The sequence below is a fragment of the Thermodesulfovibrio hydrogeniphilus genome (assembly GCF_054657355.1).
In genome coordinates this window covers 583037-608662 of the sequence record NZ_BAAHYW010000001.1, presented here as the reverse complement: position 1 = coordinate 608662, position 25626 = coordinate 583037, and the positions used below count along the sequence as shown (strand labels likewise).

The 25626-nt window shown below is 34.7% G+C and carries 27 protein-coding genes and 1 pseudogene; 13 read left to right on the top strand and 15 right to left on the bottom strand.

Annotated elements, in window-relative coordinates; all coding sequences use genetic code 11:
• Positions 1-3: 3 nt before the first annotated feature.
• Positions 4-942 carry an NAD(P)/FAD-dependent oxidoreductase gene (locus tag ACYQ3P_RS03135; RefSeq protein WP_460176495.1) on the bottom strand — a complete coding sequence of 313 codons (939 nt, stop codon included), beginning with the start codon at positions 940-942 and terminating at the stop codon, positions 4-6.
• Between the two features lie 169 nt (positions 943-1111).
• On the opposite strand from ACYQ3P_RS03135, the gene ACYQ3P_RS03130 reads away from it, so the two are divergent.
• Positions 1112-1375, top strand: coding sequence for a hypothetical protein (locus ACYQ3P_RS03130; protein ID WP_460176494.1), 264 nt, complete (start codon positions 1112-1114; stop codon positions 1373-1375).
• Between the two features lie 113 nt (positions 1376-1488).
• Here ACYQ3P_RS03130 and ACYQ3P_RS03125 read toward each other — a convergent pair whose 3' ends face one another.
• The 7 genes from ACYQ3P_RS03125 to ACYQ3P_RS03095 all read right to left on the bottom strand — a co-directional run bounded on the left by ACYQ3P_RS03125 (position 1489) and on the right by ACYQ3P_RS03095 (position 11195).
• Positions 1489-1689 (bottom strand): heavy-metal-associated domain-containing protein, encoded by a 201-nt coding sequence (locus ACYQ3P_RS03125; protein ID WP_460176493.1) that lies wholly within the window; start codon positions 1687-1689, stop codon positions 1489-1491.
• The gene (purE, locus tag ACYQ3P_RS03120) at positions 1676-2173 is read right to left on the bottom strand and encodes a 5-(carboxyamino)imidazole ribonucleotide mutase (RefSeq protein ID WP_460176492.1); all 498 of its coding nucleotides are present in this window, start codon (positions 2171-2173) and stop codon (positions 1676-1678) included. The genes ACYQ3P_RS03125 and purE overlap by 14 nt, the downstream gene beginning before the upstream one ends.
• Positions 2174-3016 (bottom strand): zinc metalloprotease HtpX, encoded by an 843-nt coding sequence (htpX, locus tag ACYQ3P_RS03115; RefSeq protein WP_460176491.1) that lies wholly within the window; start codon positions 3014-3016, stop codon positions 2174-2176. It lies immediately after the preceding gene.
• A 647-nt stretch (positions 3017-3663) separates the two neighbouring features.
• Entirely contained in the window at positions 3664-3801 is a 138-nt protein-coding gene (locus tag ACYQ3P_RS03110; RefSeq protein ID WP_460178092.1) for a hypothetical protein, read from the bottom strand.
• 140 nt (positions 3802-3941) lie between these two features.
• Positions 3942-4352: a hypothetical protein gene (locus ACYQ3P_RS03105; RefSeq protein WP_460176490.1), complete on the bottom strand. Its 411-nt coding sequence runs from the start codon at positions 4350-4352 to the stop codon at positions 3942-3944.
• 344 nt (positions 4353-4696) lie between these two features.
• The gene (locus ACYQ3P_RS03100; protein WP_460176489.1) at positions 4697-8089 is read right to left on the bottom strand and encodes an Eco57I restriction-modification methylase domain-containing protein; all 3393 of its coding nucleotides are present in this window, start codon (positions 8087-8089) and stop codon (positions 4697-4699) included.
• Positions 8082-11195, bottom strand: coding sequence for a helicase-related protein (locus ACYQ3P_RS03095; protein WP_460176488.1), 3114 nt, complete (start codon positions 11193-11195; stop codon positions 8082-8084). The genes ACYQ3P_RS03100 and ACYQ3P_RS03095 overlap by 8 nt, the downstream gene beginning before the upstream one ends.
• On the opposite strand from ACYQ3P_RS03095, the gene ACYQ3P_RS03090 reads away from it, so the two are divergent.
• The 3 genes from ACYQ3P_RS03090 (at position 11138) to ACYQ3P_RS03080 (ending at position 13651) form a co-directional block, all read left to right on the top strand.
• Complete coding sequence (locus ACYQ3P_RS03090; RefSeq protein ID WP_460176487.1) at positions 11138-11545, top strand: sugar nucleotide-binding protein; 408 nt, start codon at positions 11138-11140, stop codon at positions 11543-11545. The genes ACYQ3P_RS03095 and ACYQ3P_RS03090 overlap by 58 nt on opposite strands.
• A gap of 120 nt (positions 11546-11665) precedes the next feature.
• Complete coding sequence (locus ACYQ3P_RS03085) at positions 11666-12751, top strand: glycosyltransferase family 4 protein (RefSeq protein WP_460176486.1); 1086 nt, start codon at positions 11666-11668, stop codon at positions 12749-12751.
• 66 nt (positions 12752-12817) lie between these two features.
• Positions 12818-13651, top strand: coding sequence for a Wzz/FepE/Etk N-terminal domain-containing protein (locus tag ACYQ3P_RS03080; RefSeq protein ID WP_460176485.1), 834 nt, complete (start codon positions 12818-12820; stop codon positions 13649-13651).
• Between the two features lie 37 nt (positions 13652-13688).
• On the opposite strand, the gene ACYQ3P_RS03075 is transcribed toward ACYQ3P_RS03080, so the two are convergent.
• A complete protein-coding gene (locus tag ACYQ3P_RS03075; RefSeq protein WP_460176484.1) occupies positions 13689-13940 on the bottom strand; it encodes a hypothetical protein in 252 nt (83 codons plus the stop codon).
• Positions 13941-14061: 121 nt separating this feature from the next.
• Between ACYQ3P_RS03075 and ACYQ3P_RS03070 the strand changes: the two genes are divergently transcribed.
• From ACYQ3P_RS03070 to ACYQ3P_RS03060, 3 genes are all read left to right on the top strand, one after another.
• Complete coding sequence (locus ACYQ3P_RS03070) at positions 14062-14265, top strand: nucleotidyl transferase AbiEii/AbiGii toxin family protein (protein ID WP_460178039.1); 204 nt, start codon at positions 14062-14064, stop codon at positions 14263-14265.
• 11 nt (positions 14266-14276) lie between these two features.
• On the top strand, positions 14277-14585 hold the full coding sequence (locus ACYQ3P_RS03065) for a nucleotidyl transferase AbiEii/AbiGii toxin family protein (RefSeq protein WP_460176483.1): 309 nt from the start codon (positions 14277-14279) through the stop codon (positions 14583-14585).
• 411 nt (positions 14586-14996) lie between these two features.
• Positions 14997-15272, top strand: coding sequence for a hypothetical protein (locus ACYQ3P_RS03060; protein WP_460176482.1), 276 nt, complete (start codon positions 14997-14999; stop codon positions 15270-15272).
• On the opposite strand, the gene ACYQ3P_RS03055 is transcribed toward ACYQ3P_RS03060, so the two are convergent.
• Positions 15235-15660: a hypothetical protein gene (locus tag ACYQ3P_RS03055; RefSeq protein ID WP_460176481.1), complete on the bottom strand. Its 426-nt coding sequence runs from the start codon at positions 15658-15660 to the stop codon at positions 15235-15237. The two genes, ACYQ3P_RS03060 and ACYQ3P_RS03055, sit on opposite strands and share 38 nt — an antisense overlap.
• Before the next feature lie 159 nt (positions 15661-15819).
• Between ACYQ3P_RS03055 and ACYQ3P_RS03050 the strand changes: the two genes are divergently transcribed.
• From ACYQ3P_RS03050 to ACYQ3P_RS03030, 5 genes and pseudogenes are all read left to right on the top strand, one after another.
• Entirely contained in the window at positions 15820-16050 is a 231-nt protein-coding gene (locus ACYQ3P_RS03050) for a TIGR01212 family radical SAM protein (protein WP_460176480.1), read from the top strand.
• A 14-nt stretch (positions 16051-16064) separates the two neighbouring features.
• Positions 16065-16250, top strand: a pseudogene (locus ACYQ3P_RS03045) (hypothetical protein); the annotation flags it as partial.
• Entirely contained in the window at positions 16195-17721 is a 1527-nt protein-coding gene (locus tag ACYQ3P_RS03040) for a YifB family Mg chelatase-like AAA ATPase (RefSeq protein WP_460176479.1), read from the top strand. The pseudogene ACYQ3P_RS03045 and the gene ACYQ3P_RS03040, both read left to right, overlap by 56 nt.
• Positions 17722-18078: a LysE family transporter gene (locus tag ACYQ3P_RS03035; RefSeq protein ID WP_460176478.1), complete on the top strand. Its 357-nt coding sequence runs from the start codon at positions 17722-17724 to the stop codon at positions 18076-18078.
• Positions 18069-18359 (top strand): LysE family transporter, encoded by a 291-nt coding sequence (locus tag ACYQ3P_RS03030; protein WP_460178038.1) that lies wholly within the window; start codon positions 18069-18071, stop codon positions 18357-18359. Before ACYQ3P_RS03035 ends, ACYQ3P_RS03030 begins: the two co-directional genes overlap by 10 nt.
• Here ACYQ3P_RS03030 and ACYQ3P_RS03025 read toward each other — a convergent pair.
• From ACYQ3P_RS03025 to ACYQ3P_RS03010, 4 genes are read right to left on the bottom strand one after another with little or no spacing between them, the layout of a single operon-like run.
• Positions 18346-19590 carry a glycosyltransferase gene (locus ACYQ3P_RS03025; protein WP_460176477.1) on the bottom strand — a complete coding sequence of 415 codons (1245 nt, stop codon included), beginning with the start codon at positions 19588-19590 and terminating at the stop codon, positions 18346-18348. The two genes, ACYQ3P_RS03030 and ACYQ3P_RS03025, sit on opposite strands and share 14 nt — an antisense overlap.
• Positions 19583-20977: a DUF5752 family protein gene (locus ACYQ3P_RS03020; RefSeq protein WP_460176476.1), complete on the bottom strand. Its 1395-nt coding sequence runs from the start codon at positions 20975-20977 to the stop codon at positions 19583-19585. Before ACYQ3P_RS03020 ends, ACYQ3P_RS03025 begins: the two co-directional genes overlap by 8 nt.
• On the bottom strand, positions 20970-21749 hold the full coding sequence (gene otsB / locus ACYQ3P_RS03015; protein WP_460176475.1) for a trehalose-phosphatase: 780 nt from the start codon (positions 21747-21749) through the stop codon (positions 20970-20972). The genes ACYQ3P_RS03020 and otsB overlap by 8 nt, the downstream gene beginning before the upstream one ends.
• Position 21750: 1 nt before the next feature.
• The gene (locus tag ACYQ3P_RS03010) at positions 21751-23991 is read right to left on the bottom strand and encodes an alpha,alpha-trehalose-phosphate synthase (UDP-forming) (protein ID WP_460176474.1); all 2241 of its coding nucleotides are present in this window, start codon (positions 23989-23991) and stop codon (positions 21751-21753) included.
• A gap of 36 nt (positions 23992-24027) precedes the next feature.
• Here ACYQ3P_RS03010 and ACYQ3P_RS03005 point away from each other — a divergent pair, with 36 nt between their 5' ends.
• Positions 24028-24324 (top strand): cation:proton antiporter domain-containing protein, encoded by a 297-nt coding sequence (locus ACYQ3P_RS03005; protein ID WP_460176473.1) that lies wholly within the window; start codon positions 24028-24030, stop codon positions 24322-24324.
• Here the strand turns inward: ACYQ3P_RS03005 and ACYQ3P_RS03000 are convergent.
• Positions 24264-25532 (bottom strand): ISNCY family transposase, encoded by a 1269-nt coding sequence (locus tag ACYQ3P_RS03000; protein ID WP_460176472.1) that lies wholly within the window; start codon positions 25530-25532, stop codon positions 24264-24266. The genes ACYQ3P_RS03005 and ACYQ3P_RS03000 overlap by 61 nt on opposite strands.
• Between the last annotated feature and the right edge of the window lie 94 nt (positions 25533-25626).

The window sequence follows — 25626 nt, the reverse complement described above, 5'->3', positions numbered from 1 at the left end:
GTATTACCTCTGCCAATCTGGTTTTATTCTCTGCCCACCGCGAATATATTTTTCCGCCGAGAGGGCTGCTATTGCTCCTTGTGCACATGCAACAACTACCTGCCTCACCATAGGAGATGCTACATCACCAGCTGCAAATACTCCCTGAATGTTTGTCTGCATAAGGTTATCAGTAATTATAAAGCCCCGCTCATCAAGTTGAATTGATTCACCAAGAAAATCCGTAATAGGCTTAGAACCTGCCATGAAAACAAAAACTCCATGCAAAGGAATTGTTTTTTCCTCTCCTGCTTTATCCTTTAAAACAATAGCCTCAACAAAATCTTTTCCCTGAATCTCTTTAACAGAATGCTCAACTATAATCTCTATTTTTGTGTTTGAGAAGATTGGATGCTGCTCATCAACCTTAATTTTTGATGAAGATGTGATAAGATAACACTTTTCAGCAAACTGAGTTAAATATACTGCTTCTTTAGCAGCCTCTTCATTGTCTCCTAAAGCAGCCACTATTTTTCCTCTGAAAAAAGGAGCATCGCATACTGCACAGTAACTCACACCTCTACCAAGCAGTTCTCCTTCTCCCTTTATTGTTGGCTTTCTTCCCATAGAGCCGGTTGCAATAATTAATGCCCGAGCATTATAAGAAGATTGCATCGTAAAAACTTCCTTTGGCTCTGTATTTAGATTAACACCAACTACTTGCTCCTCTTTGTATTCAGCACCCAATGATAGTGCTTGGTTGAGGATTCTTTCAAGCAATTCTTTGCCAGAGATTCTCTCAAATCCGGGAAAATTTTCTATTAATGTTGCGTAGGAAATTGCTCCAGCGGTTTTAGATTTATTAAGAATAAGGGTGCTGAGATTGGCTCTTCTTCCATATATAGCTGCAGTAAGTCCTGCAGGTCCTCCACCTATGATTACAAGGTCATAAATTTCTGCCATAACTTTGCCTCCTTGACATTACGAGACATTTTAAGGATGTCTCAGCAATGATATTATTGAATTTTATTTTTTATTATATCAGTTTGATGAAGTAAATACATAGAAATCGTGAATCCAAAAATAAAGATAGAAACTCGTCACTGCGAGCCCCCCTGTTGCGAGCGATAGCGTGGCAATCTTGGGCGAAGCAGTCTCTAATAAGGCTTTATTGAAAAACAAAGTAGAGATTGCTTCGCATCCTTCGGATGCTCGTAAAGACAGCAAAAAATACTTAATTTTCAAATGGTTATATCAATTATTGGATTTCTATCTCTATCTTTTGGGTTCAGCAAGGCTCATAATGACCTCCTTTTTCAGTCATTGCCAAGGATTCTCTCTCCTTACAAGGAATAAACAGGGCAATGTTGTTTCGCATCTTGGCGCACCATCGTAATAATAATGAGAGTGTTTTGCGATGACAGAATAGAGAAAAATCTATCGCAAGCTGAAGGTATTGCGACCTCTATCAATGAGCTTAAAAAAGAATAATTTAGGACTTAATTTTTTTTAAGATTTTAACTTATAGCCTGCATCCTCCAATGATTTAGATATTATCTGCAAATTTGTTTTATTTTCATCAAAAGTAATAACAGCTTCTCCAATCTGTACTTCAGACTCCTCAACACCTGCTTTTTCAAGTGCCTGAGTAACTCTTTTTACGCAATGCTGACAAGTCATTCCTTCAATATAAATTTTAATAGTTTTCATGTTGCCCTCTAATCTTTTCAGACTTTTCCAAAACTTTATTATACATTTCTTGTCTTTTTAATTTGAGCTTCTCTCTTATTTCAGAATATTTTGTTGCAAGGATTTCACATGCAAGCCAAGCTGCATTTTCAGCTCCATTTATTCCAACTGTTGCCACAGGAACACCGGGAGGCATCTGAACAGTAGAAAGTAAAGCATCAAAGCCATTTAATGCTCCTGAAGAGATTGGAACTCCAATTACAGGCAAAGTAGTATGGGCTGCAATAAATCCAGCAAGATGCGCTGCCATACCAACTCCAGCTATGATAACCTCTATTCCTCTCCCTTCAGCCTCTTCAGCGTAATTCTTTGCCCTATCTGGTGTTCTGTGGGCAGAACATACATCAATCTCAAAAGGAATGCCCATATCCTTGAAAACTTTAGCAGCCTTTTTCATAATATCATAGTCACTATCACTTCCCATGAGTATTAATACTTTAGTCATTTATCTCCTCCTTGTCATTGACTCAAGTCTTGCAATTCTCTCTTCAATTGGTGGATGGGTGCTAAAAAGTTTCATTATTGTTTTGCCAGAAAGAGGATTTACAATGAATAGATGAGCTGTTCCCGGATTTGCATCCATTGGTATTGCTTGGGATGCATAGTGAAGTTTTTTAAGGGCATTTGCAAGATAGAGCGGATTTCCTGCTATTTCAGCTCCTTCTTCATCTGCTGCATATTCTCTTGCTCTGCTTATGGCAAGTTGAATAATCATGGCAACAATAGGAGCGATTATCATCATTAAAAGAGCTACAATCGGATGTCCGCCTTCTTCGTCATCGTGTCTGCCAAAAATATTAGCCCACATTGCCATCTGTGCAAGATAAGAGATTGCTCCAGCGATTGTGGCTGCAATTGTGCTTATGAGAATATCTCTGTGCTTTATATGTGCAAGTTCGTGGCCTATTACACCTTCAAGCTCTTCCCTTGAGAGAATCCTCATGATGCCTGTTGTAACTGCAACTACACCATGCTTTGGAGACCTTCCTGTTGCAAATGCGTTTGGCTGTTCGCTTTCAATGATGTATACCTTAGGCATTGGAAGCCCAGCCCTTTGTGCAAGTCTTCTTACAATATTGTAAAGCTCTGGAGCTTCAGCCTCTGTTACCTCTCTTGCTCCATACATAGAAAGAACAATTTTATGACTGAAAAAGTAGGCAAAGAAATTCATAGCAAGTGCCATAATCAAAGCAATTGTTGCACCTTGTTTACCTCCTATCGCAGAGCCAACAAAGATAAAAAACACTGTAAGAAACACCATTAAAACAAGAGTTTTCAATGTGTGCATCTACTACACCTCCTCGTTTGCAATTTTTAAAAATATATCTTTTTAAATCTAACATTAATCTTAAAAACGAGGCAAGCAATTAAACGAACTGAAAATAGAGATAGACACTCGTCACTGCGAGCCTCCGAAGGAGGCGAAGCAGTCTCTAATTGGTGGATGGTGAATGGTGGATGGTGCATGGTGAAAACCTCTCCGTCATTGCGACTCCGAGCGAAGCGAAGCAAACTCGTCGTCATAGTGCCATAGAGCGACAGCTTAGAAATCCAACAATTCATAACTACGAGTCCCCTGTTGTGAGCGAAAACGTGGAGATTTCAGAGATTGCTTCAGCATCCTGACGGATGCCTCGCAATGACCCATCCGCCTCGTCATTGCGAGGGACGAAGTCCCGAATCAATCTCGTCTTTCTATCCCCCGTCACAAAAAAGAGATCACTTCGGCTTGCTAAAGCAAGCCTCGTTATGACGGGAAAAAGTTGCTTTGCAAGCCTCGTGATGACAGGCAGAGGGGTCATTGCGAGGGCACGTAGTGCCCGAAGCAATCTCTAAATATTCGTAAAAAGTAAGACATGAGACGTAAAAGGCAAACGGAGAGATTGCTTCGCATCCTTCGGATGCTCGCAATGACAGCAAAAAAATACTTAATTTTCAAATGGTTATATCAATTATTGGATTTCTATCTCTATTTTTCGGTGTTTCATACGCAAATCTCATCTGAAACATTTGTTGAAGTTCATACAATACGGCAAATGGATAGAGGTTGACTACAATCGCCTTTATGTTCATAGTGCATTGGGATATAAGAGTCCAGAGGAGTTTGAGATGTTATACTATAAAGAGGCAGGCAGGAGAATAGCATGCCCTCTACACATTTAAGACATCAAAAATGTTCAAACCAAAGGTTAAAAGTTGCAGTTGTGGGCTTATCAAGTTTTAGTTTTAATCTGGCGTGTAAGAGGTAATGTATTGCCCTGTTTTATAATTTCTACTGCCTGAGCAAAACGTCTGTGGAAAGTGGTTTCAGTTAATGTTGTCGCAATGTTTGTTGCTATTCTTCTTTTTGTAATAATAGTAACACGTGTACTGTCTTTGTCAATAGGTTCTATCCATGCTCCCATAACTGATCCATAAGACACAAGATTCATTCCACTACTTGCGAGCATATAACCCTCTGATTTATGCTCCTCAATAGCATCAGCACCTTCCCAACGAAAAACTTTTTTTGCAATCTCCCATGCTTGCTCAAAATTAACAGGATATATTTTTGTTGTTCCTTCCCCAGCTTCTTTAGCTTTTACTACATCACTCAATGTTGCACATCCATAAAGTAATGTCATTGACAAAATCAGCATAAATACAATTAAGCATTTTTTTAATTTCATATGATCACCTCCCTTTCTGCCCACAACTGCAATGAAAAGTTAAAAAAATATCTTTTTATTTTACAACACTAGTAGCCTATTTTGGATACTTGTAGACTAGGCTTTTCAGGCAAAATCCTTCCATCCCTTTGCTTTTAGCTATTCAATCTTTTTGTTGTTTTAACTGTGACTATTATGAGAATCTGGCCTTAATGAGATAAATGCCTTTTTATTTAGACTTGATATAGGATAAATGAAAACGCCAAAATTCAAGACCTGACCCCCCAATTCTCCCACTTTCGATTTTTCAGATGCTTCAACTATTTATTTACCTCTTCAATGATTCTTATTTCGTCTTCGGTTAAATTGTAAAGTTTGTAAACTAACTGATCAATCTCCCGCTCCCACTGACTAGTATCTGCCTGGGGATTTTGCTTTTTGGCAGAAAGGATTTTATCTACCAATGCTTCTATTTGCCGGACAATGGGCTGGTTGGCAGGAGTGATGGGGGCAAGGGGCATGATCTCAACATATTGATTTGATAACCTAAATCCGGTAAATCCGTATTGATGAACAATCATTTCAACATACATGTAAATTAACTTTGAATTAAGTACAGCCATTATAAATTTCAAGTTCCTTCCCGTAAAAAATGCCATACTATCAAGAATAAAAACACTTGGTTCAACTAAACAAAAAGTTGGTTCTTGAGTAATTCTTTGCCACACCACCTTCTCCTTCTCAAACTCGGGGTAGTAGGCAATTTGGTCTTGAGTTTCGAACCACTTGTTGCCAGTTTTCTTGCGGGCGTTAAAGCCTAATTCGGGGTATTTCTTGCCTGACTGTTCTAGTTGTCTGATATCAAAATTATCTAAAAAATATTTTTTAAGAGCGGGATAATCATCGATGTTTAATCGTAAAGCTGGAAAGGTTCCTATCACCCACAGCCCAGCCCATTCGTAGTAATAGCGTTTAATGTCTCGTCCTCTTAGGATGGGTTTAATGATGGCTTCGGTTCGTTTTCGCTCTTCTTCGGTGCGGCAATTAGCAAGTATCTCCTCTCGCTTATTACTATCAATTATAAATGCTTCGTTTAAACCGGTTTTTATTCCATAATATATATTTACATCCCAATCTTTGAGAGGTTTGCCAATGCGTTCAATTTTTTCTTTAAGCAACTGTTCTGCATTGCTACCAATAAACCAGGCATCTTTAGAAAGTTTTGTGAGATATACGCCACGACTATTTAATTGTTGCGCTATGTCCACCGATTCGTTATTCTGCCGCTCAAGGGTCACTGCTTTTAGTTGCTGTTTGTTTTGTGTTTTTTGTATAAGCAATATGTTAGTATCTACTGTGGCACTTTCAAAAATTCCAGGTCCAAGGTCAATAAGAATAACTGGGTTATAATTCAGAAAGAAATCACGAATCTTTTCGCCATAGCCGGCTCGCATCCATTTATTAGAGGAGATAAAACATAAATAACCATTGGGTTTTAGTATTTGTATGCCCTTTTCGTAAAACAGGCAATAAATATCGCCCATACGATCAAAGGTTTTATAACCTTTGTCTTTGTATAGATTTGCAAGTTCACCGTGGTTTTTTTGTAATTGAATATACGGCGGATTGGCAATCACTATATCAAAGCCATTTTTGTGATGGAAGACTTCCGAGAAGTGTAAATGAAAATCAAATTTTATGTTTTTTATGCGTTTGTCAAAACCTGAAAGAAATTCAATTTGTTGTTGAAACAATTTTTCGATTTCCGCTTTAATTTTTATTTTTTCATTTGGCAAAGTCGTTGAAAAGAGTATCTGTTTTTTATTTTCGATTTTTCTACTTATATCGTCATTAGGCAATACATCCTCAGGTATTCCCAAAAGCGAATTACCGCATACCACTTTGTAATCAAGGTTTGGAAGTGGTTTTATGTTATAAAAATCCTCTTCGTCCACTATCAAAGAAAGCCAAAACCTTAATTTACATATTTCAACTGCTCCTGGGTCTATATCAACTCCATAAAGGGAGTTTTCAATGCAATGTCTTTTTAAATCATAGCTTTTTCTCTCTTCTTTAAGATATACAGAAAGCAATCTTCTCAATTTTACAATCTCATGCATCATACCTATGGGAAAAGCACCTGAACCAACAGCAGGATCACAAACTTTTATATTAGCAAGAAGATTGTCAATTTCTTTGGCATTATTCCTTATATCTTCAGGTATCTGGCTTTCGTATTTTGTAGATTTAATCTCTCCATTTTCTATGGCTTGTTGTTTTTGAAGAGCAGTAATTTCTCTTTCTAAAACCGCATCACTAATTTTTACAAACCTTTCAATATTCTCTCTTGGTAGAGAAAGATGTGTTTCAAGATAATTTATTAAACTTTCCTGACACATATAATGGACAATCTCTCTTGGCGTATAATAAACTCCATATTCTTTATTAAACTTTGTTTCCTCTCCCTTTTTCCCAGATTTTAATACTTTTACATATTCATCAAAATTATCTTCTCTTATGGCATTTAATTTTTCATAGATTTTTCCAAGTAATTCAGGGTCAAGGGCAACTTCTTTTTCAAGCGGTTCTTCTTCATTTACTGTGAAATTATATCTATCAAAGACATCTAAAATTCCATCTCCGATATCACCTTCTTTTGTTTTATTGGTATTTGAAAAGAGTTCATTAGAGATAAAGATGTCTTTCTCTACCCAATCGTAATTATTTATTGGGTCAAAAAGTCCTCCATTTAAAAATGGTAGTTTGCAGTCAAATCTACTGTAATAATGGTCTGCATCACTTCTGTCAATTCGTAATGCCTCATAAAAGAGTGGCTCAAGAATATCATTAAAGAAGTTTTTATAATCTCTATATTCCTTGTTAAATAATTTTCTCATAAAATCCCTTGGACCTGTTCCCCAATGCTTTCCTCTTTCAACACCAAACCAACCTTTCTTCTGAAGAAAATAAAGAAATGTAATTTGCCCTAAAAGTTTCTTAGCAAAATCAACAGTGTTTATATTTTTACTTTCAAATTCCCTTTTTACTGCGGTATCTTTTTTGATAATTTCATCAAGCTCTAATTTTGTTCTTATGAAAAGGTCCCTGTATTTCTGGAAAAACTCTTTTGTAACTACTTCTACATTAAATGCCTCTTCTAAATCCTCAAGCGTTGGACGTTCATCATTTACAAGTATTGGAACAAATCTACTCTGAGCAGTATGGCTTTTTTCATTTTTTCCAACTAAAAATGACCATCTTCTTGCAGGTGTGAATTCTTCTTTAATTTTGATTTTTCCAGAAGGTGTTTCTTCAAATCTATAATCCATTTTAACAAGTGAGAATCTCCAGTCCTCACTATCTGGTGATACAAAGGCAACAAGTGCTGCATCTTTTAATTTCCCTCCTCTACTACCTTTTAAATACCAGGCAATAAAGTTTCTTTGCATGGTTCTTGCCCGCTCAATAGAAGTTTCCCTCTTAAGTTGCACTATCAGTAAATCTATTTCTTTATCATCGTATGTATATTTTCCGACTCTTTCTAATGAACTTATGTATTGCGAAAAGGCATCAGGTATATAATTGCCTTTGTAGTTAAATGTGCTTTCTTCAAATGATTTCAAAAGGTTTTTGAGGAAAAGAATAAAATTGTTTTTATCAAAAGAATTTTCAAATGTTTTGATTACAATATTTTTTGCTTGTTCTCTATCCATTAGTTTCCTCTGTTAAATAAAGAGATAAAATTACTTCTCTTTTTCCTTCAGGGATAGCATGACTTTCTGCAAAGTGGCTTTTAAGAAACGTTGGGGAGATCTCTCTTTGTAAAATACCAATTACTTTTAATGGGTTTTGTATATCACCTTTAAGTTTGTTCAGTTTTTCCATTGTTTTCTTGATTGTTTGTTTGGGTAAAGAGCCTTTTTCAACTTGGTTAATAAGTTTTTTAAGGTATTCTTCTTGTTCTTCTGTAAGCTGACTGGCATTTTTTAGGGTTGCCTTTAGGCCTTTCAGAAGCTGAGTATTGCTATCTCTGCCACCCCGAGGATGTTGTACAAGGAGTTCCTCTGAAGTTGCATCAAAAAATGCAGTTTTATTTTTATCGAGAAGTTCATAATAGTCTTTAAGGGGCAGTTTTTCTCTTTTTTCATCTTTTGAACTTTCAAGAATTTTGGCAGCAGTCAAAAAATCAAGTTCAATTGCAGAGTTATTGTTTTTGTTTGATAAAAAGAATTTCATTAGTTTGCCTTTTCTGAAAAAAGTGATTAAAGAGTCAGGTGAAGCAATATCTTGTAAAGATCTTGGGAGTAATTTTGCAGAACGGGCTTTTTTAGGAAGACGTTTTATCTTTTCAAATGTTTCTGGGTCATTATCCCTGATATTTTCAATTATTCTCAAGTATTTTAATTCGCTTTCTTCTTCTTCATCTTCTGAAATAATTTTCTTTGAAAGTAGTTTATCAAAAAGTTCGTGGGATGTGACTGGCTCTCCTTCAGTAAGAATTGCCGCATCCCCACCTAACAATGTTAAAAATGCCTCTATTTTTGACCGTGCAATATTTGTAAGTTCAATCTCAGAATCTGCCTGTTTTGTAGGGAAAAAATTAAAGGTATAGATTCTATCAAAAGGTGTATCTATGCGGTTTATCCTTCCGACCCTTTGCATTAATCTTGTTGGATTCCATGGTATATCATAGTTTATTACTACGTTTGACCTGTGAAGATTCACACCTTCGGAAAGAACCTCAGTTGTAACAAGTATCTTATAATCATCTTTTTTATTCCTTGCCCTTGCATCAAAGTTTTCTGTTATTTTGTCCCTTGTTAGCTCTGATGAACTTCCATGGAATAAAAGTGCGATTTCACCAAAAGTTTTATTTATGTTTTCGGTTAGATATTCTGCTGTCTCTTTTGACTCAGTAAAGATAATTATCTTTTTATCTTTCAAAAGATTGTTATTCTGTAAATTGTTTAGCAATGTTTCGAGTTTTGGGTCTCTTTGTATAGATTGCCACATCTCTTTTATCTTTTTTAAAATCTCAAGGTCATAATTCAGGTCATTTTCAAAATCAGGTCTAAAATCTTTGCTGTCGTATCTTTCTGCTTTTCCTTCATCAATTAGTTTCTGAATTGCCTCATCATCACCCTGTTCTGAAAGTTCAAAAATCTTGTTTATATACTTTTTGCTTATATATACATTTCCATTCTTATATTCCTTAATAAACATTTCATAAGAGTTTATAAATCTATCAATGGTTTTTCTGAATGCATAGAAACTACTTTCAAGGCGTTTTACAAGAAGCACCTTCATAAATCCACCCATATTCTTTTGTGATTGTTCTTCCAATTGAGAAATAGGTTTTTTTAAATAAAGCAATGGCATATAACGAGCATATCTAAATTTCTTAGTTATTAGTTCTACAGTTTGCATAAATGTTCTATCTTCAGCATCATTTAAATGGTAATAAAATGGCTTTGGGTTTTCTATTTCAGGGAATTTAACATTATTTTTCTCTAAGTCCTCTGCAAAATATTTTTCTATTTCAGTTCTTGTTCTTCTGACCATTAAGTACTTCAAAACCTTATCACGGATTTCTCTTGCATTTCTTCTTGTTATCTCAAGATATTTATTGTAGTCCTTATTACGGTCAACTTTTTTAAGTCGTCCTTCAATTGCAGCAAAAAATGTCTCAAGATTTTGAATCCCTGGGATAGTGCTTTTGTTTGGATTTTGAAAGAGTTTGATTTGTGCCAAAATATCCCTTGGTGAGTTATTATAGGGAGTTGCAGAAACTAAAATTATCCTTTTACCACGACAGATTTCTGCTATATTTTCATAACTAATTGTTGTTTCTGTCCTAAAACGATGCGCTTCATCTATGATAATATTCTTGTATTCTCTTATCTCAGTTAAGTTGATTGCCTCATCAAGTTTGCCAATTGACACAAACTCAGCGGGAATATGAAAATCAGAAAAAACATTTGGCCAGGAGCCAGGATTATTTTTATTAAGAAGTGCAGGAGGAGCGATAACAAGGGTTCTACCATCAAGTTGTCCTGTAAGCATCGCAGCAATATAGGTCTTGCCAAGTCCTACTACATCAGAAATAAAAACTCCACCATATTCTTCCAATATCTTCTTTGCGTTTAGAACTGCTTGTTCTTGGTATTCAAATTTTTTGAAATCCGAAGGTAAATATTTAGCAAAGAGCTCATCAGTTCTGCTCAATTCATCTTTAAAATACTCATACAAAAACTTAAGATAAAGTTCATAGGGGGTGATGTTCTGATTTAGCCAGGTTTTTTCATTGATTGTTTGAATATATTCTTCACTAACCTCAACAGCATTATTCCATAATTCTTCAAATCTCTTCTTTGCAAATTCATAATCAGCACGATTCTTTAGCTCAACATTAAATTCAAGATTATCCACAAGTCCTGACTGAGTAAAGTTGCTTGAACCAGTAATAACTCTTCCTACATCTCGGTCACCTTCAGCAAATGTCATAATGTAGAGTTTAGCATGAATATTCTGAGAGGGATAAGCTCTTATTTGAAGTTTTGGCTTTTTATTTGGGTCATTACTTTTGCCATTTATAAGCCATTCAATAAATTTCTGTATGCCTTCTTCAACAGAAAAATTATCATCTGAATTTTCCATCTCTTGTAATACCTCATTTGTAAACTTTTCTTTTGTTTCTGCATGAGATAAAATAGATTCAGTTTGACCTGCCTGTGCTGCGACTTCGGCAGACAGGATTTTGGATGCTTCTATTAAATCATGGGTTTGTTTGTCCGTCCTTATACCAACTAAGATTCTCATTCGTTCTACATTTTCTAATGATTTGTATAACCTGTGAAAGCCGCTTGTATAAAAATATCCGACAAGACAATCAAAGTATCTTGTACGGAGAAGAAGCAAAAGCTTATCTTGAATCTTATGTTTTACACAAGAAAGTGACAGTAAAGCTTACAGGAAAAAAGACATATAATAGACATGTAGGCACTATAGAGCCAATCTTGAGCTCAGAATATCCAACCTTAGCAAAACGACCTGCATACAGTGTGCTTGACAAGTCAAAGATAAAGCGTGAGCTGGGTGTTAAAATCCCTTATTGGAAGGAAAGCCTATGTGAGTGCATTAGAGAATTATTAGAATTTTTTAACATCTAAATTTTCCATTTCATACTAAAAATTTTTTCGAAAAGAAAACCTCTTTTAAAATGAAACCACCTTTTTGTTCAAAATAATATAATTAATAATAAAATAAGATTACAGAGGAGGAATCTGTATATGATAAAGCTTCTAATTATTTCCTTTCTCATTAGCTTTTTCACATCTCTTACTCTCATTAAACTCTCCTCGAAAATAAAAGCTCTTATAACCGATCGTTTTCACATTGGACCACAGCACTTTCACACAAGATCTGCTATAAGATTAGGAGGAATTGGAATTTTTGCGGGATTGCTGGGTTCATATATTTTATTCCTATCAGAAAAACTACAATTTGCGAAATTTTTGGGCTTATTCTTAACCTGCTCATTTCCTATTTTTTTCATCGGACTAATTGAGGACTTAAAAGGAGGACTCTCGCCAAAGTTAAGACTTGTTTTTTTAAGTTTAAGTGGAATTTTAGCATTCTTTTTGCTTGGAGCCCAGATTGTAAGAGTTGACATACCACTTTTTGATACTTTACTCTCTTTTGGTTTGGTTTCTTTTATCTTCACAGTTTTTGCAATTGTTGGTTTTACCAATGCAATAAATATCATCGATGGGTTCAATGGCCTTGCCTCTGGAGTTAGCCTGCTTATTCTGCTTGCAATCGGTTATGTTGCCTTCAAATTAGGAGATTACACCATTTTTGGAATAAGCCTAATTTTAATAGGAGCATTGATGGGATTTTTTATTCTTAACTATCCGTATGGACTTATATTCTTGGGAGACAGCGGGGCATACTTGATAGGTTTTATAGTAGCTGCAATTTCCATTATTCTTGTAAAAAATCATCCTGAGGTCTCAGCCTGGTTTCCTCTTTTGTTAGGCATATATCCTATTTATGAAACACTTTTTTCTTTTTATAGAAAGAAAATTTTAAGAGGAATGTCCCCCTTAGTCCCTGATGGAGCTCACTTTCATATGCTTGTATATAAAATAGCCGTGAAAAAAATATTTAAAGTAAAAGACAAGACCCATAGAAATCCTTTAACTTCGCTTGTGATATGGTTTCTGAATCTTTTTGTTATCATTCCAGCAGTGCTATTTTGGAGAAATACATTTGTTCTTATAGTTTTTGTGATTTTGTTTATAGTTATTTACAATATCATTTATTTTAGATTGATTAAATCAAAACTTCCAAAAATTAAAAAGAATGTTGTTTAAAATTTTTTAGCGTAAGAAAGAAGAACGATTTGTGCTATAATTTTCAAATAATGCAGGGGGAAGAAAATGAGTGAAAAAGAGAAATCAGTAGTTCATGAGGAAGAGATTGATCTTTATGAGCTTTTTAAGTTGATTGTAAAAAGAAAATACATTATCATAGGTTTATTTATTTTTTCTATTGTTGCATCAGCAATATTGATTTTTCTACTTCCAAAGATCTACAGAGGAGAAGTAGTGTTAAAAATTTCGAATAAAGAAGTGATATCAAAAGAGCGAACTACAAAAGAGCGAACTACAAAAGAGCTAATTTCTATTATAGGTAAGCTGGATGCTGAAAGAATAAGAGGTATTCTTCCAAGGACTCATCCCTTTGTATCTAACCTAACCATTAAAGAGATTAAAGAGTCAGCAGACAAAATACAAATAGCTGTTGAATCAAAGTATCCTGACAAAATTTCAGAGATAATAGAAGAGTTTGTTGAATATATAAACAATAACCCATTGATAAAAAGATACTTTGAAGAAAGTAAAGAGAGGCTTCTTCTTCAGTCTGCGCAGTTATCAAAAATAATAAAGGAGGCTGAAGGGTCAATAGATAGTCTTAAAAAAATGCTTATGACAGGGAAACTAACAATTGTAGGCTTTAATCCTATTGAATTGGATAAAAAACTGATGGAGTTAAGACTTGAAAAGTTAGGTGTTGATCAAGCTATTAAAAATCTTAAAGGCGTTGAGATTGTAGAGACACATATCTTAAAAAATCCTGTTAAGCCAAAAATAAAGCTGATTATCGTGATTTCAGCGGTATCAGCCATATTTCTGGGAATAATGACAGCGTTTGCTATTGAGTATGTTGAGAGAATTAAAAAAGAAAGATATGAAAGGAAGGATTTTCAATAGAAAGGAGTTTCTTTTACGGTTAGCTCTCTGGTATCGTTTAATTAGTGGCAGTCTTTTTAGAAGCATTCCTTGCAATTATAGCAATGCCTATTTTGGTGTGTTTGAAGGGTTTTGTAGCATGTGCAACGATTTTTATTTTGATGATGCTTGATGTAGCGCTTGGATCAACTGTGTGGATCAGTTCAAGTTCTTCGCACAGTGATTTTATTAAGTTATCATTCCACTTACCTCTTGGTTCCCATGCAAATATGAAGTTTCCCCTTTTAATGCTTTTAAAAAACTGCACCATATTTTTTATGTTTCTTTCTGTTGGAGTGAAACTTTGAGGGCATTGAAAGAGAATAACTTCAGCATTCAGGGTTTGAGCAAATTTTTCGGTTAATGACCAGAAAAAATGACCAGAAAATGCGATCGAAGTAATCGATCAACTATCAGATAAACTTAATGATTTCTATTTAGCTGGTGGAACTGCTCTGGCGTTACAACTCGGGCACAGAAAATCGCTTGATTTAGATTTTTATTCTCAAAGAATATTCAATGCAGATGTCATCCTTGAGAAAATTAAATCTGATAAAACCTTTTTGGCACAGAAAGGCCAGTGTACTGTGAATTGAATAGGGTTAAATTGTCTTTCCTTTATTACAACCATCCTCTCATCTATCCAACAATATCATGGCAAAAAGTTCGAGTTGCAGATTTTAAAGATATTACTGCTGAAAAAATAAAAGCTATCTCTCAGCGTGGCACAAAAAAGGATTTTTACGATCTTTACGCAGTTTTAAAACTTAAATTGTCAATCAAAGAAGCATGCGTGATTTTTAAGAAAAGATTTGCCTCATCAGGAATCAATTTTTATCATGTTCTTAAGAGTCTTTTTTTGAAGATGCAGAAGATGATCCACAACCCGTCTTTCCTCAAAAATAAATCTACCTGAGATAAGTGGTGTTTCATTATTGACCTTTCTCTTTCTAATATTTCTTAAATCCTCTCCTTAGCTACTTAGTTCTATTGGCTTTTTCAATTCATTCACAAACTTCCATCTGTTATTACAAGCCTCCTCTTTCATCATTGTCTCCTCTTTCTGTCATTGCGAGGAGCGTAAGCGACGAAGCAATCTCTTTTGTCATTGCGAGCGATAGCGAAGCAATCTCCTTAGAGACCCCTCGACCCACTGAGGGTCTCGGGGTGACAGAGGGGCGTCATTGCGCCCCCTTTTGTCATTGCGACTTCGAGCGAAAGCGAGAAGGAAGCAATCTCTTACCCCCCCCACGGTAGAAGAGACTGCTTTCGGCGGGAGTTAGAATAATATTGTGTCTAAGGTATAAAGGAAGGAGGAGGATTTAAAATGGATCAACAGACATTTGAAAAGTTCGAAAACAAAGCAATTGAATCTACATCTGGCTCATGGAGACTTAACATCAATGTGCCAAGGGAGAGAAACAGTGAGTTCCGTCCTCATGTTTTGCCAGAGCCTTTTATCCTTGAGATTAACATAATGCTACAGATTGATAGACTTAAGCAGGGAAAATGGAAGAATCCTTTGTCTGTGATTAAATCGAAAGCATATGAACTTTTACAGCTCTTTAATATGAGGTTTTACAATGAGACACAACATTCTTGATAAGTGCCCTCCAACGGTCCTTAATTACATCTCTTGCATACCAGCATGCCCACTTTGGAACCTGCATAATTACAGGTTCCGCTTCAGGCCACCTTCCTTTGATTATATCCCTGGCATAATAATATGCCGGTTCTGGTTTCTGCATTATTGTTTTTTCTGCCTCTTCCCATCTGCCTTTAATTACATCTCTTGCATACCAGTATGCCCACCATGGATCTTTCATAATTACCGGTTCTCCTTCAGGCCACCTGCCTTTGATTACATCCAGAGCGTATTTAAAAGCAACCTCTGGATCTTCTAAAATAATTGGTTCAAGTTCTGGGACTCTGTCCCCAACTTTAAGAGCATGATCATATGCTTTCCATGGTGTTTCTGGAAAAATTTTCATAACTTTGCCTCCTTCTCAAATATGTTTAGTAACATTCATACATCTATAATAGCGCAAGAGTAAGGAGGTTTTTACAATAGTGATCCAAGTGGACGTGGACGCTGTTGTGTGCGGTACAAGCACTCCAAAATGTCCTACAGTTATCTGTATCAATCTTTTTTGTCCTACGGTGTATTTGTAGGAGGAATACTTGTAGGAGCCCATATAATTGTTGGTCTTCCAACTGAGACAAGACAGGAGTCTCTTAAGATGGCAGATGAGATAAGCTGTCATCCTATAAAATTTCTTAAGATTCATCAACTTCAGATTATAAAAGATACAGTTCTTGCAAGGATTTATGAAAAAAACCTTTTTATGTTTTTGAGCATGAGGAGTATCTTGATTTTGTAGTTGATTTTGTTGAAAGACTTAGGACTGATATAGTTATTCAAAGACTCTTTGCTATGTCTCCAGAGGAAATATTGATTGCTCCTAAGTGGAATTGCTCTAAGCAGGAAATTTTAAATGATATAAACAGAAGGTTTGAGGAAAGAGATGCTCGCCAGGGTTCAAAGTGCTCATTTGATAGGAATAGAGCCTTATGCTGTTGATGTAGAAGTTGATATATCACAAAGAGGACTTCCTCATTTTAATATTGTTGGACTTCCAGATACAGCAGTTAAAGAATCCAGAGATAGAATTAAAGCTGCTTTTAAAAATACAGGTTTTCCCTTTCCAATAAAGCAAATTACTGTTAATCTTGCACCTGCAGATTTGAAAAAAGAAGGCTCTTCTTTTGATCTTCCAATTGCCATAGGGATTCTTTCTGCAGAAGGTCATATTCCAAAAGAAGTCTTGAAAGATTTTTTAGTTGTTGGGGAGCTTTCATTAGAAGGAAAAGTAAGAGAGATTAAAGGAACGCTTTGCATAGTGTCAAAGATGAAAGACAGCGAGATCAAAAAAATCATAATTCCTAAAAACAATGCCTATGAAGCAGGAGTGGTTGATACAGTGGAAGTCTATCCTGTAGAGTCTCTTTCAGATGCAGTAGAGTTTTTAAGAGGTGAAAAATCCATTAAACCTTTTAAAACAGTGGTTTCTTTTTCTGATGAAAAACAATTTTATGAAGATCTTTCAGATGTAAAAGGACAGTTTCAGGCAAAAAGAGCTCTTGAGATATCAGCAGCCGGTGCGCATAATATTTTAATGATCGGGTCTCCAGGAAGTGGTAAAAGCATGCTTGCAAAAAGGCTTGCTGGCATACTTTCTCCACTGACAGTTAGTGAAGCAATTGAGATAACAAAAATACACAGTGTGGCAGGTTTGCTTTCAGATGGAAAAGGGCTTGTAACACAAAGACCTTTTCGAAGTCCGCATCATTCATCAAGTGATGTGAGTTTGATCGGAGGTGGACAGATTCCAAAACCAGGAGAAGTTTCACTTGCCCATAATGGAGTTCTTTTTCTTGATGAACTTCCTGAGTTTAAAAGAAATGTTTTAGAGGTTTTAAGACAACCTCTTGAAGATGGCTTTGTTACAATTGCCAGAAGCTATGCTACTGTTCAGTTTCCTGCAAGATTTATTTTGGTCGGTGCAATGAATCCATGTCCATGTGGTAACTATGGTGACAGTCTAAAACCTTGTAGTTGCACTCCTCAAATTATAATTCGCTATCGCTCAAGGATTTCAGGTCCGCTTCTTGACAGAATAGATATTCATATTGAAGTTCCAAGGGTAAGATACGAAGAGTTAAAAGATGAAAATTACAGTGAGAGTTCAAGCATTGTTTGTGAAAGAGTAATAAATGCAAGAAAAATTCAACTTAAAAGATTTGAAAAAGAAGGAATATACTTTAATGCACATATGAAAACAAAACATCTAAAAAAATTTTGTAAACTCAGCGAAGACTGTCACAAACTATTGCAGTCTGCTATGGAAAAGCTTGGTTTAAGTGCAAGAGCATATTCAAAGATAATTAAAGTAGCAAGAACAATAGCTGACCTTGAGGGAGTGGAGGACATAAAAAAACACCATATAGCAGAGGCAATCCAGTACAGAAGCCTTGAAAGAGTAATTTTTTAAATGTTTAATCTACTTTTTATCATGATCTCATCCTTTGTAATAGCGCTTTCAGGTGCAATGATGCCAGGACCTCTTTTTGCTGTGACTGTATCTGAAACTCCTCGTAAAGGTTGGATAGCAGGGCCACAGTTGGTAGCAGGACACGGATTGCTTGAGCTTTGCTTGGTGTTTTTGATTGTGTCTGGTTTAGGAAGTTTTTTGCAGATGAAGGAGACTTTTATAGTTATTTCATTTTTAGGTGGATTTTTTTTGTTTTTTATGGCTTTTTCAATGTTTCGTTCTTTACCAAACTTAAGTTTAAATAATGAGATTAACAGAAAAGTGAAACACTCACTTTTTTATCAGGGATTTTATTAAGCCTTGCCAATCCTTACTGGTCTTTCTGGTGGGCAACAATAGGAATGAGCTATCTTGTTAGAGCAATGGAAATAGGCACTTTTGGGGTTGTTGCATTCTTTTTAGGTCATATCTTAGGAGACTTAGCATGGTATTTTGCAGTTTCTGTAGGAGTTTACAAGGGTAAAAAATTTTTGGATGACATTCTTTATAAAAGAATAGTCTTTTTATGTGCTTCAATTCTTATCATTTTTTCTTTTTATTTTATCTGGGCAGGTATTCAGAAGATTAAAGATATATAAGTTCTTCTCTGTGATACTGAGAGAGAAACAAAAGCAGATAGTCTTTAAGATGTCTTGTTATCAGAAAGTTTTGCTTTACATGAGCATGTCCATTTTTACCAAGCCATTGGGCAAACTCTTTGTTAGTTAAAAGAGTTTTTATTGCATAAGCAGCACCTTCTATCGAGTGACAGAACATGCCTGTAATCTTGTCCTTTACCTGAAGAAGAATGCCGCCAACAGCTGATGCAACAACTGGCTTACCTTTCCATAATGCTTCTGTTACTGTTAATCCAAAGCCTTCTTTTATTGATTTCTGAACAACAACTGATGCTGCTCTCTGTAAAGCATTTATTTCTATATCACTGTCAGGTGATAAAAGAAGTACATGGATATCGGGATTTTTATCCGCTACTTCTTTAACTTCTTGTAAAACTTTATCTGATTCAGGATCATCAGTTGCTGTTCCTCCTGCAAGGATTAACTGACTTGGTATGGTTTTTCTTACCATCTCAAAGGCTTTTATCACTCCAATAGGGTCTTTAAGGTAATCAAATCTGGAAACTTGAAGGATTATTGGCTTTTTTTTGTCAATTCCATATCTGTCTAAGACAGAATTAATCTGTTGCTCCGAAAGTTCCTTGTTTTTGTTGCTTAGAGGATCTATTGAGGGATATATTAAGAACATCCTAATTTTGAGCATCTTTGCAAAATTTGGAGCAGAAAATACCGCGGCATCATACTGTTCAACATAGTTTTGGATAAAATTCCAAATTTTTTCATCAGGATTTGATATATCAATATGACAACGCCATATCCATTTTTCTCCTACTTCTTTTCTTTTTTGAACAAGTGCAACAGGTTGAGGGTCATGAATAAAGAGTATATCTCCTGAGAAATCAAATGCCTCTGTGTTTTTTTTATTTACTTCAAGAAAATATTCAAATTCATTGTCTCTGAATTCTTCTTTTTTACCATGAAGAGCATTATGAAATTTTTTTGTTATGTTAAAAAATTGATTATCTCCTTTAATTACACTCCATTTTGCATTAATTCCCAATTCATTCATAAATGGAACCATTCTTGCAAGAATCTCTGCAACTCCTCCACCAATGTATGTTGAGTTAATATTCTGAATGGTTTTGTTTGAGAGTTTCTCTGCAAGAATTTTTAATTCCTCTATCGCACATCTTCCAATTATAGGTTCATAATCTTTGAGTTTAGGCTTTGTTTCATGTAGTTTTTTATTCATTGTCTTCCTCTGATTCAAGATAGCTTTCAATTGTAGAAACTATTTTTTCCCTTACACCTTCAATTGTATGCATATAAGGGTCTATGTTAATAATGGCTTCTGCAAGCTTTTTCTCCCCAAGATTTTCATCTATCCAGAGGGAAAAATCATTTGAGACTTTTCCTAATCTTAATTTTGCTTCATATATATGAAAAAATAAAGAATTAGAGCTTATAAACTTTAAAATTTGGACAAACTCTCTCAAATCATGAGCAATGTAAGGTGTGGGCATTACTATGCTTACAGATTTAATAAAATGAAACTCTTTGCCTTCATCACAAATATTTTCACTTGGATTTTTGTTAATGTATTCTTCTATTATATCAGCTATTCTTTTTCTTATTTCACCTATTGTTGAAAACTCAAATATATCTATTGTGGAGAGTTTTTCAGATAGATCCTCATATCCTAAGGCATTTCCGATCCATAAGGCGAACTCATTAGATGGTTGAGGTGTAAGATAGTGATACTCTTCAATGAAGTCATGGGTATGATAGAAAATAACAGAGTCTGGTACTTCTTTTATATATTTCAATAATTCGGATAAGTTTTTTGCTTTTAATCCAGTAAGTTCTTTAGCATTAAGCCTTGTATAAAAACGAAAAGGTTGTTTTGCTTTTTTAGGAGTTTTTCTGAATATTTCAAGTTTGGATTTAATAAGTTTACTGTTAGGTATAATTAATAATTTTTCATCAAATGTTTTTATTTCAGTATGTCTCCATGTTATATTTTTTACAGTTCCTTGTTCTCCAGATTCAATTTTTATGTAATCTCCTTTTCTGATTATCTCACCATTGAGTATCTCAAATCCTGCTATTAAGTTTGAGATGTCTTCTCTTATTGCAAAAACAGCTATCGCAGAGCCAAGAATTATAAAAAGAATAAATGGAGTGGTAGGAAACTTCCAAATTTCAAATAGAATTAAAAAAAAGATTAAGATAAAAATAATGTTTAAAGCGGTTTTAAATCTCTTAAAAGCATTAAAAAGAGGCTTTTTTACTTTGTCTGAATAAAGATTTAATGTTTCTGTAGTAGCTCTATTAAGAACATAAATTAAAATTATAAAAAAAAGTGTTAGAAGTAATCTTGACATAAAGATATAAAGAGAGTTTTTAATTGTTGAAATTTCTAATGCTGTATAGGCACCTAATATTAAAATGCAGTAAAATATTGCAATTGTAATATTAGAAAATAGTATATCTTTCCCTGGCCATTTTATTTGTATTAATTTAGAGTATACGTACTTAGAAAGTTTGAATCTTATCCAGAAGGCTAAAATACTAAAACCTATAAGTACTATTGATGGAACAAATATAGAAATCCAATTTTTTTCAAACCACTCAAACATTAAATGCCTCTTTTAAAACATTGACGAACCTATAAACTTCCCTCTGATTTCTAAGAAAGTATTTTGCCATTGTTTTCTTTGAATATCCTATTTTAACTGTCAATCCTTTATCTTTTATTTCACTAAAAACTGTTTCATCTGTGAGATCATCGCCAATAAAAATTAATAAGACTTTTCTGTTAAAGTTTTCTATAATAAATTTAACTGCTTTACCTTTATTCCAATCAACTGCTGGAAATACCTCAAAAACCATTTTCCCATTTATAACTTTTATGTTTTTTTCCTCATAATTGCTGATAATTTGTAAGAAAAGCCTTTTTAAATCTTTCCTTTGTTTTCTGTCTACCTGACGATAGTGAATGGTAAAGGAAAATGATTTTTTTTCAATAAAAACTCCTGGATACATTTTGGATAGATTTTTAAACTTACTGAAAATTTCATATATATAAGGCTTTAGCTTATAAACGTCAGGATTAGTATATTTTATATCAGGTCCATCTATCTGTAATCCATGACTTCCACAATAGTATATATTTTCAACTGAAATTCTTCTTTTTAAGTCTTTCAAATCTCTACCACTTATTATTCCTATTTTTATTTTGTCTTTAAGTTTATAAAGACTTTCCTTTAATTCACCTGACAAGTAACAATCTTTAGGATTTTTCGATATAGGTACCAAGGTTCCATCAAAATCAAAGAAAAGAAATAAATTTTCTTTTTTTTCTTTTTTTATAAACTCAAGCCAGTTTGTATAAAAAAGATATTGTGGCATCTTATAGTCTTAAAAGAGATGTAATAAGTTCTTTTGTCCAGAAATAGATATTTCTCTCCTTAACAAGATTTCTCATCTTTCGCATTCTTTCCTTTTTTTCATCTTCATCTATATTTAAAGCTTCATATATTGAATCTGCGATACTTTCTATATCGTAGGGATTAACAAGAATTGCATCCCTTAGTTCTCTTGAAGCACCTGCAAACTGGCTCAAAATAAGAACACCACTTTCATCGTCTCTTGAAGCAACAAACTCTTTTGCAACAAGGTTCATTCCATCATGAAGTGAGGTTACCATGCACAAATCTGCTATTTTATAGAAAGGTATAATTGTTGAATGTGGATGATGGCCATTTAAAAAAATTATAGGCTTATAATTATTGCTTTGAAATTTCCAGTTAATTCTATCTGCAACTTCTTCAACTGCATCCATGATTTCTCTGTACTTTTTTATATGAATTCTGCTTGGAGAGCCAAACTGCACAAAAGTGAACTTACCGATAAACTGGGGGTATTTTTCCAGAAATCTTTCAATTCCCAGGAATCTTTCAAGAATTCCTTTTGTATAGTCAATTCTGTCAACACCTACGCCAATATATTCTGCTTTTACTCCAAGTTCCTTAAGAAGTTTTTTTCTCATTTCCTCTTTATTTTCAATGTGGTGTCCAGCAAAATCTTCTACACTTACACTTATTGGGAATGGTTTTACATTTGTAACATGTCCTCTTCTTTCTATTGAAAAATGCTCCCAATCTATCCTAGATTCAAGAAATCTATCAACAGTGTCAAGGAAGTTGTTGCAGTAAAACTGAATATGAAAACCTATTAAATCAGCACCAAGCATACCGATAAGAATCTCTCTTATCCATGGACAAATACCGACTACTTCAGGGTCAGGCCATGGAATATGCCAGAATAAGGCTATTTTCGCATCAGGTCTTTTTTGTTTTATTAAAAAAGGAACAAGAGCAAGATGATAATCCTGCACAAGAACAAGGGGAGAGTCTTCATTTTTTATCTCATCAAGTAAGGCATTTGCAAATTTTTCATTCACCCGTTGATATTCAATCCAGTCATCCCTTCTGAAAATAGGTCTTACATAAGTTATATGACATAAAGGCCATATTCCCTCATTGGAAAATCCATAATAATATTTTTGTTCTTCCTCTTTTGTAAGCCATACCCTTTTTAAAGTATAAGATGGTTTATCAGGTGGAACTTTGATTTTATCATCCTTGTCAACAACTTCCCTATCTGCGTCACCTGCTCCGTGCGCAATCCAAACTCCATTACAAGTTTTCATCACAGGGTCAAGTGCTGTAACAAGTCCTCCTGCAGGAATAACACATTCTATTTTCTCACCCTTTCTTATATGCATATATGGTTCTCTGTTTGAAACAAGGAATAGTTTTTTGTCTCCCAACTTTTCTTTTATAAACTCTTTAAGCCTCTCAGCTGTCCATATGGAGTCTGTAGTTGTTTTGAGTCTTTCCTCTTCTTCAGCTTTTGCTTTTACCATCGAGAGCGTTTTAATAAGAGCTGTAACTTCCTTTACTAAAGGAGCAAGCACATCACCCTTTATGGGCATTTCAGTAGAAGGATTCCCTATCTTTCCTTTTCTTAATTCTTTGAGCCATTCAGCCATACGATCTACAGGACCAGTGATATTCCACTTAATTACAAGAAAAGAGATTGCAACAATTGAAATAGTTAGTGCAAGCAAACGTATTATATTCCGTTTACACACCTCTTTAATCCTTATATCAATATATGAAGCATCCTGAAAGATAGCTAAAGCGCCAATTAGAGGTTTCTCTTCATAGCTTTCTGAAAATAATGGTAAAACATAAAGATAAATTTTTTCTTTGTCAAACTCTATAAACTTGGTTTTGGGAGCTTTTTCAACAAGAGCATTAATTACCTCCACAGGTGCCTCTGATATATGGGATTTAAGAAAAGAGTTTAAAGATACAATATTTCCTGATGCATCAAAAACAGCAACACCTTTTAATCTTTCACGGTTACCAAATTTTTCTACAAGTCGATCTAATCTTTGTGTTTGTGCTCTTTCAATAAGTGGAATAACGGATTCTTTAAGGCTTTCTGCAAGTATTATACTTCTTCTTTCAATATCTGCCTGAAGCCTGTCTTTTTCATCCTTTATCTGAATATAAGAAAAGATTCCTACAACTAAAGAAATACCAATAAAGAGAGAAACGACGAGCTTTACAGTTAATTTCATAAAATATTATAACATCTAAAATGTTATAATTTCAAAATGGATTTGCATCTTATTTTCCTTTATCTTGCAATCCTGCTATTTTTTGCGAGACTTACTGGGGATATTTTTGCAAAAGTTGGCATGCCGTCTGTTTTGGGTGAGATATTTGTTGGAATAATTCTTGGTCAAAGTGTTTTAGGTATTATTCCTCTTAGCGATGTAATAAAACTTCTTGCTGAACTTGGAATAATTTTACTTTTGTTTCATATCGGACTGTTATTACTACAGTCAAGTCACATTTTATTACTACAGGAAAATGTCACATTCTTTCTCCAATCTTTCCTCCATGGATGATTAGCTGGTGGTATGTATTTCTTCCTTTCTCTCTGCTCCTCTGTATTAACCCTCAGATTTAAAATCTCCTCTTCTTTTTTGTGCCTGTCTTTTTCTTTTGCCCCTGTTATTTCAACATACCCAATACTTGTGCCTTCTAAGAGTATCTCTATTCTGCCATCCCTTAATTCACAGATCTCTACCCATTTACCAGCAAGGCTCCTCCCATTTAAAGGAAGTATCTGATAAATCCCTCCATTGTATCTTACGGTGTTGTCTTTGTTTACCTTCCTTGGATGTTTTATACAAAACACAAGATCAAGCTTTGCTGTAGAAGGAGCAGGCATATAGATACTTTCTACACATAGGGTATATCTGGTATTACACCATGGAAGAAATTCTTCCTTAAGAAATCTGTTTGCCTCATCATAATTCTTTATACCCCTTAATCTCATCTCCTTGATAAGCCTGTCCTGAAAGAATCTAAACTTACGTTCTATTCTTCCTTTTGCCTGAGGGGTATTTGCATTGATGAGTTTTATCCCAAGTTCATTTAATGCCCTTTCAATCTGTGTCTCTTTTTGTTCAACCTCTACTTCATTGTGAAGCCCTCCATGCCTTGTGGTCCTAAAATGAGAGGCTTTATCAGTGTATAAAGCCATAAAAAGCCCTCTTTGCTCTATATATGTCCTTATTACTTGCAGATTTGCCCATACTGTCTCAGAGGGATGAAACTCAGCATAAACAAACCCATCTGCATCATCTATCATGGCTACAAGCCACCAGGGCTTTTCAATCTCCTCAATCCATCTGTGCTCTGATGAATCCATCTGTACAAGCATTCCAGCCTTCGGCATTCTCCTTCTTCTTCGATAAACTCTTCTTTTTCTCTTTGCTTCGTGTAAGCCTTCTTTTAGAAGAACTCTCCTTATGCTCTCATAACTTAAGTTTATTCCATGACATTCTTTAAGTTTGTCTTTAAAATGCAGTATGTTAAAATCCCAGTAAAGAGACTTTCTTAAGTTAATGATTTGTTCATGAAGAGATTGAGTAATCTTTAGTGCTTGTGGTACGGGAGGTTTTTTTCTTAGAAGTCCTTCAAAGCCTTCTTGAATAAACCTCTTTTTGATCCTTAAAAGTTGCCTGTAGCTTAATCGGAGTATTTCCTGAGCTTGTCTCAGGCTCATACATCCATTTACTACTTGAGTAATTACCTCTGCCCTTTTCAACTCTTCCTCCGTAACAATGTATTGTACTTCAATAAAAACCTCCTACTTTTGATACAAAGTATCAAAAATAGGAGATTAACATATGTGACATTTT

What these genes read in the sequence shown, in the direction of transcription:
- purE (WP_460176492.1), bottom strand. Translation starts at nt 2,173, where the DNA reads ATGACTAAAGTATTAATACTCATGGGAAGTGATAGTGACTATGATATT.
- ACYQ3P_RS03025 (WP_460176477.1), bottom strand. Translation starts at nt 19,590, where the DNA reads ATGAATAAAAAACTACATGAAACAAAGCCTAAACTCAAAGATTATGAA.
- ACYQ3P_RS03020 (WP_460176476.1), bottom strand. Translation starts at nt 20,977, where the DNA reads ATGTTTGAGTGGTTTGAAAAAAATTGGATTTCTATATTTGTTCCATCA.
- ACYQ3P_RS03095 (WP_460176488.1), bottom strand. Translation starts at nt 11,195, where the DNA reads ATGAGAATCTTAGTTGGTATAAGGACGGACAAACAAACCCATGATTTA.
- ACYQ3P_RS03080 (WP_460176485.1), top strand. Translation starts at nt 12,818, where the DNA reads ATGAGTGAAAAAGAGAAATCAGTAGTTCATGAGGAAGAGATTGATCTT.
- ACYQ3P_RS03110 (WP_460178092.1), bottom strand. Translation starts at nt 3,801, where the DNA reads ATGAACATAAAGGCGATTGTAGTCAACCTCTATCCATTTGCCGTATTG.
- ACYQ3P_RS03035 (WP_460176478.1), top strand. Translation starts at nt 17,722, where the DNA reads ATGTTTAATCTACTTTTTATCATGATCTCATCCTTTGTAATAGCGCTT.
- htpX (WP_460176491.1), bottom strand. Translation starts at nt 3,016, where the DNA reads ATGCACACATTGAAAACTCTTGTTTTAATGGTGTTTCTTACAGTGTTT.
- ACYQ3P_RS03060 (WP_460176482.1), top strand. Translation starts at nt 14,997, where the DNA reads ATGGATCAACAGACATTTGAAAAGTTCGAAAACAAAGCAATTGAATCT.
- ACYQ3P_RS03090 (WP_460176487.1), top strand. Translation starts at nt 11,138, where the DNA reads ATGCTTCTATTAAATCATGGGTTTGTTTGTCCGTCCTTATACCAACTA.
- ACYQ3P_RS03085 (WP_460176486.1), top strand. Translation starts at nt 11,666, where the DNA reads ATGATAAAGCTTCTAATTATTTCCTTTCTCATTAGCTTTTTCACATCT.
- ACYQ3P_RS03105 (WP_460176490.1), bottom strand. Translation starts at nt 4,352, where the DNA reads ATGACATTACTTTATGGATGTGCAACATTGAGTGATGTAGTAAAAGCT.
- ACYQ3P_RS03125 (WP_460176493.1), bottom strand. Translation starts at nt 1,689, where the DNA reads ATGAAAACTATTAAAATTTATATTGAAGGAATGACTTGTCAGCATTGC.
- ACYQ3P_RS03010 (WP_460176474.1), bottom strand. Translation starts at nt 23,991, where the DNA reads ATGAAATTAACTGTAAAGCTCGTCGTTTCTCTCTTTATTGGTATTTCT.
- otsB (WP_460176475.1), bottom strand. Translation starts at nt 21,749, where the DNA reads ATGCCACAATATCTTTTTTATACAAACTGGCTTGAGTTTATAAAAAAA.
- ACYQ3P_RS03005 (WP_460176473.1), top strand. Translation starts at nt 24,028, where the DNA reads ATGGATTTGCATCTTATTTTCCTTTATCTTGCAATCCTGCTATTTTTT.
- ACYQ3P_RS03100 (WP_460176489.1), bottom strand. Translation starts at nt 8,089, where the DNA reads ATGGATAGAGAACAAGCAAAAAATATTGTAATCAAAACATTTGAAAAT.
- ACYQ3P_RS03055 (WP_460176481.1), bottom strand. Translation starts at nt 15,660, where the DNA reads ATGAAAATTTTTCCAGAAACACCATGGAAAGCATATGATCATGCTCTT.
- ACYQ3P_RS03075 (WP_460176484.1), bottom strand. Translation starts at nt 13,940, where the DNA reads ATGGTGCAGTTTTTTAAAAGCATTAAAAGGGGAAACTTCATATTTGCA.
- ACYQ3P_RS03040 (WP_460176479.1), top strand. Translation starts at nt 16,195, where the DNA reads ATGCTCGCCAGGGTTCAAAGTGCTCATTTGATAGGAATAGAGCCTTAT.
- ACYQ3P_RS03135 (WP_460176495.1), bottom strand. Translation starts at nt 942, where the DNA reads ATGGCAGAAATTTATGACCTTGTAATCATAGGTGGAGGACCTGCAGGA.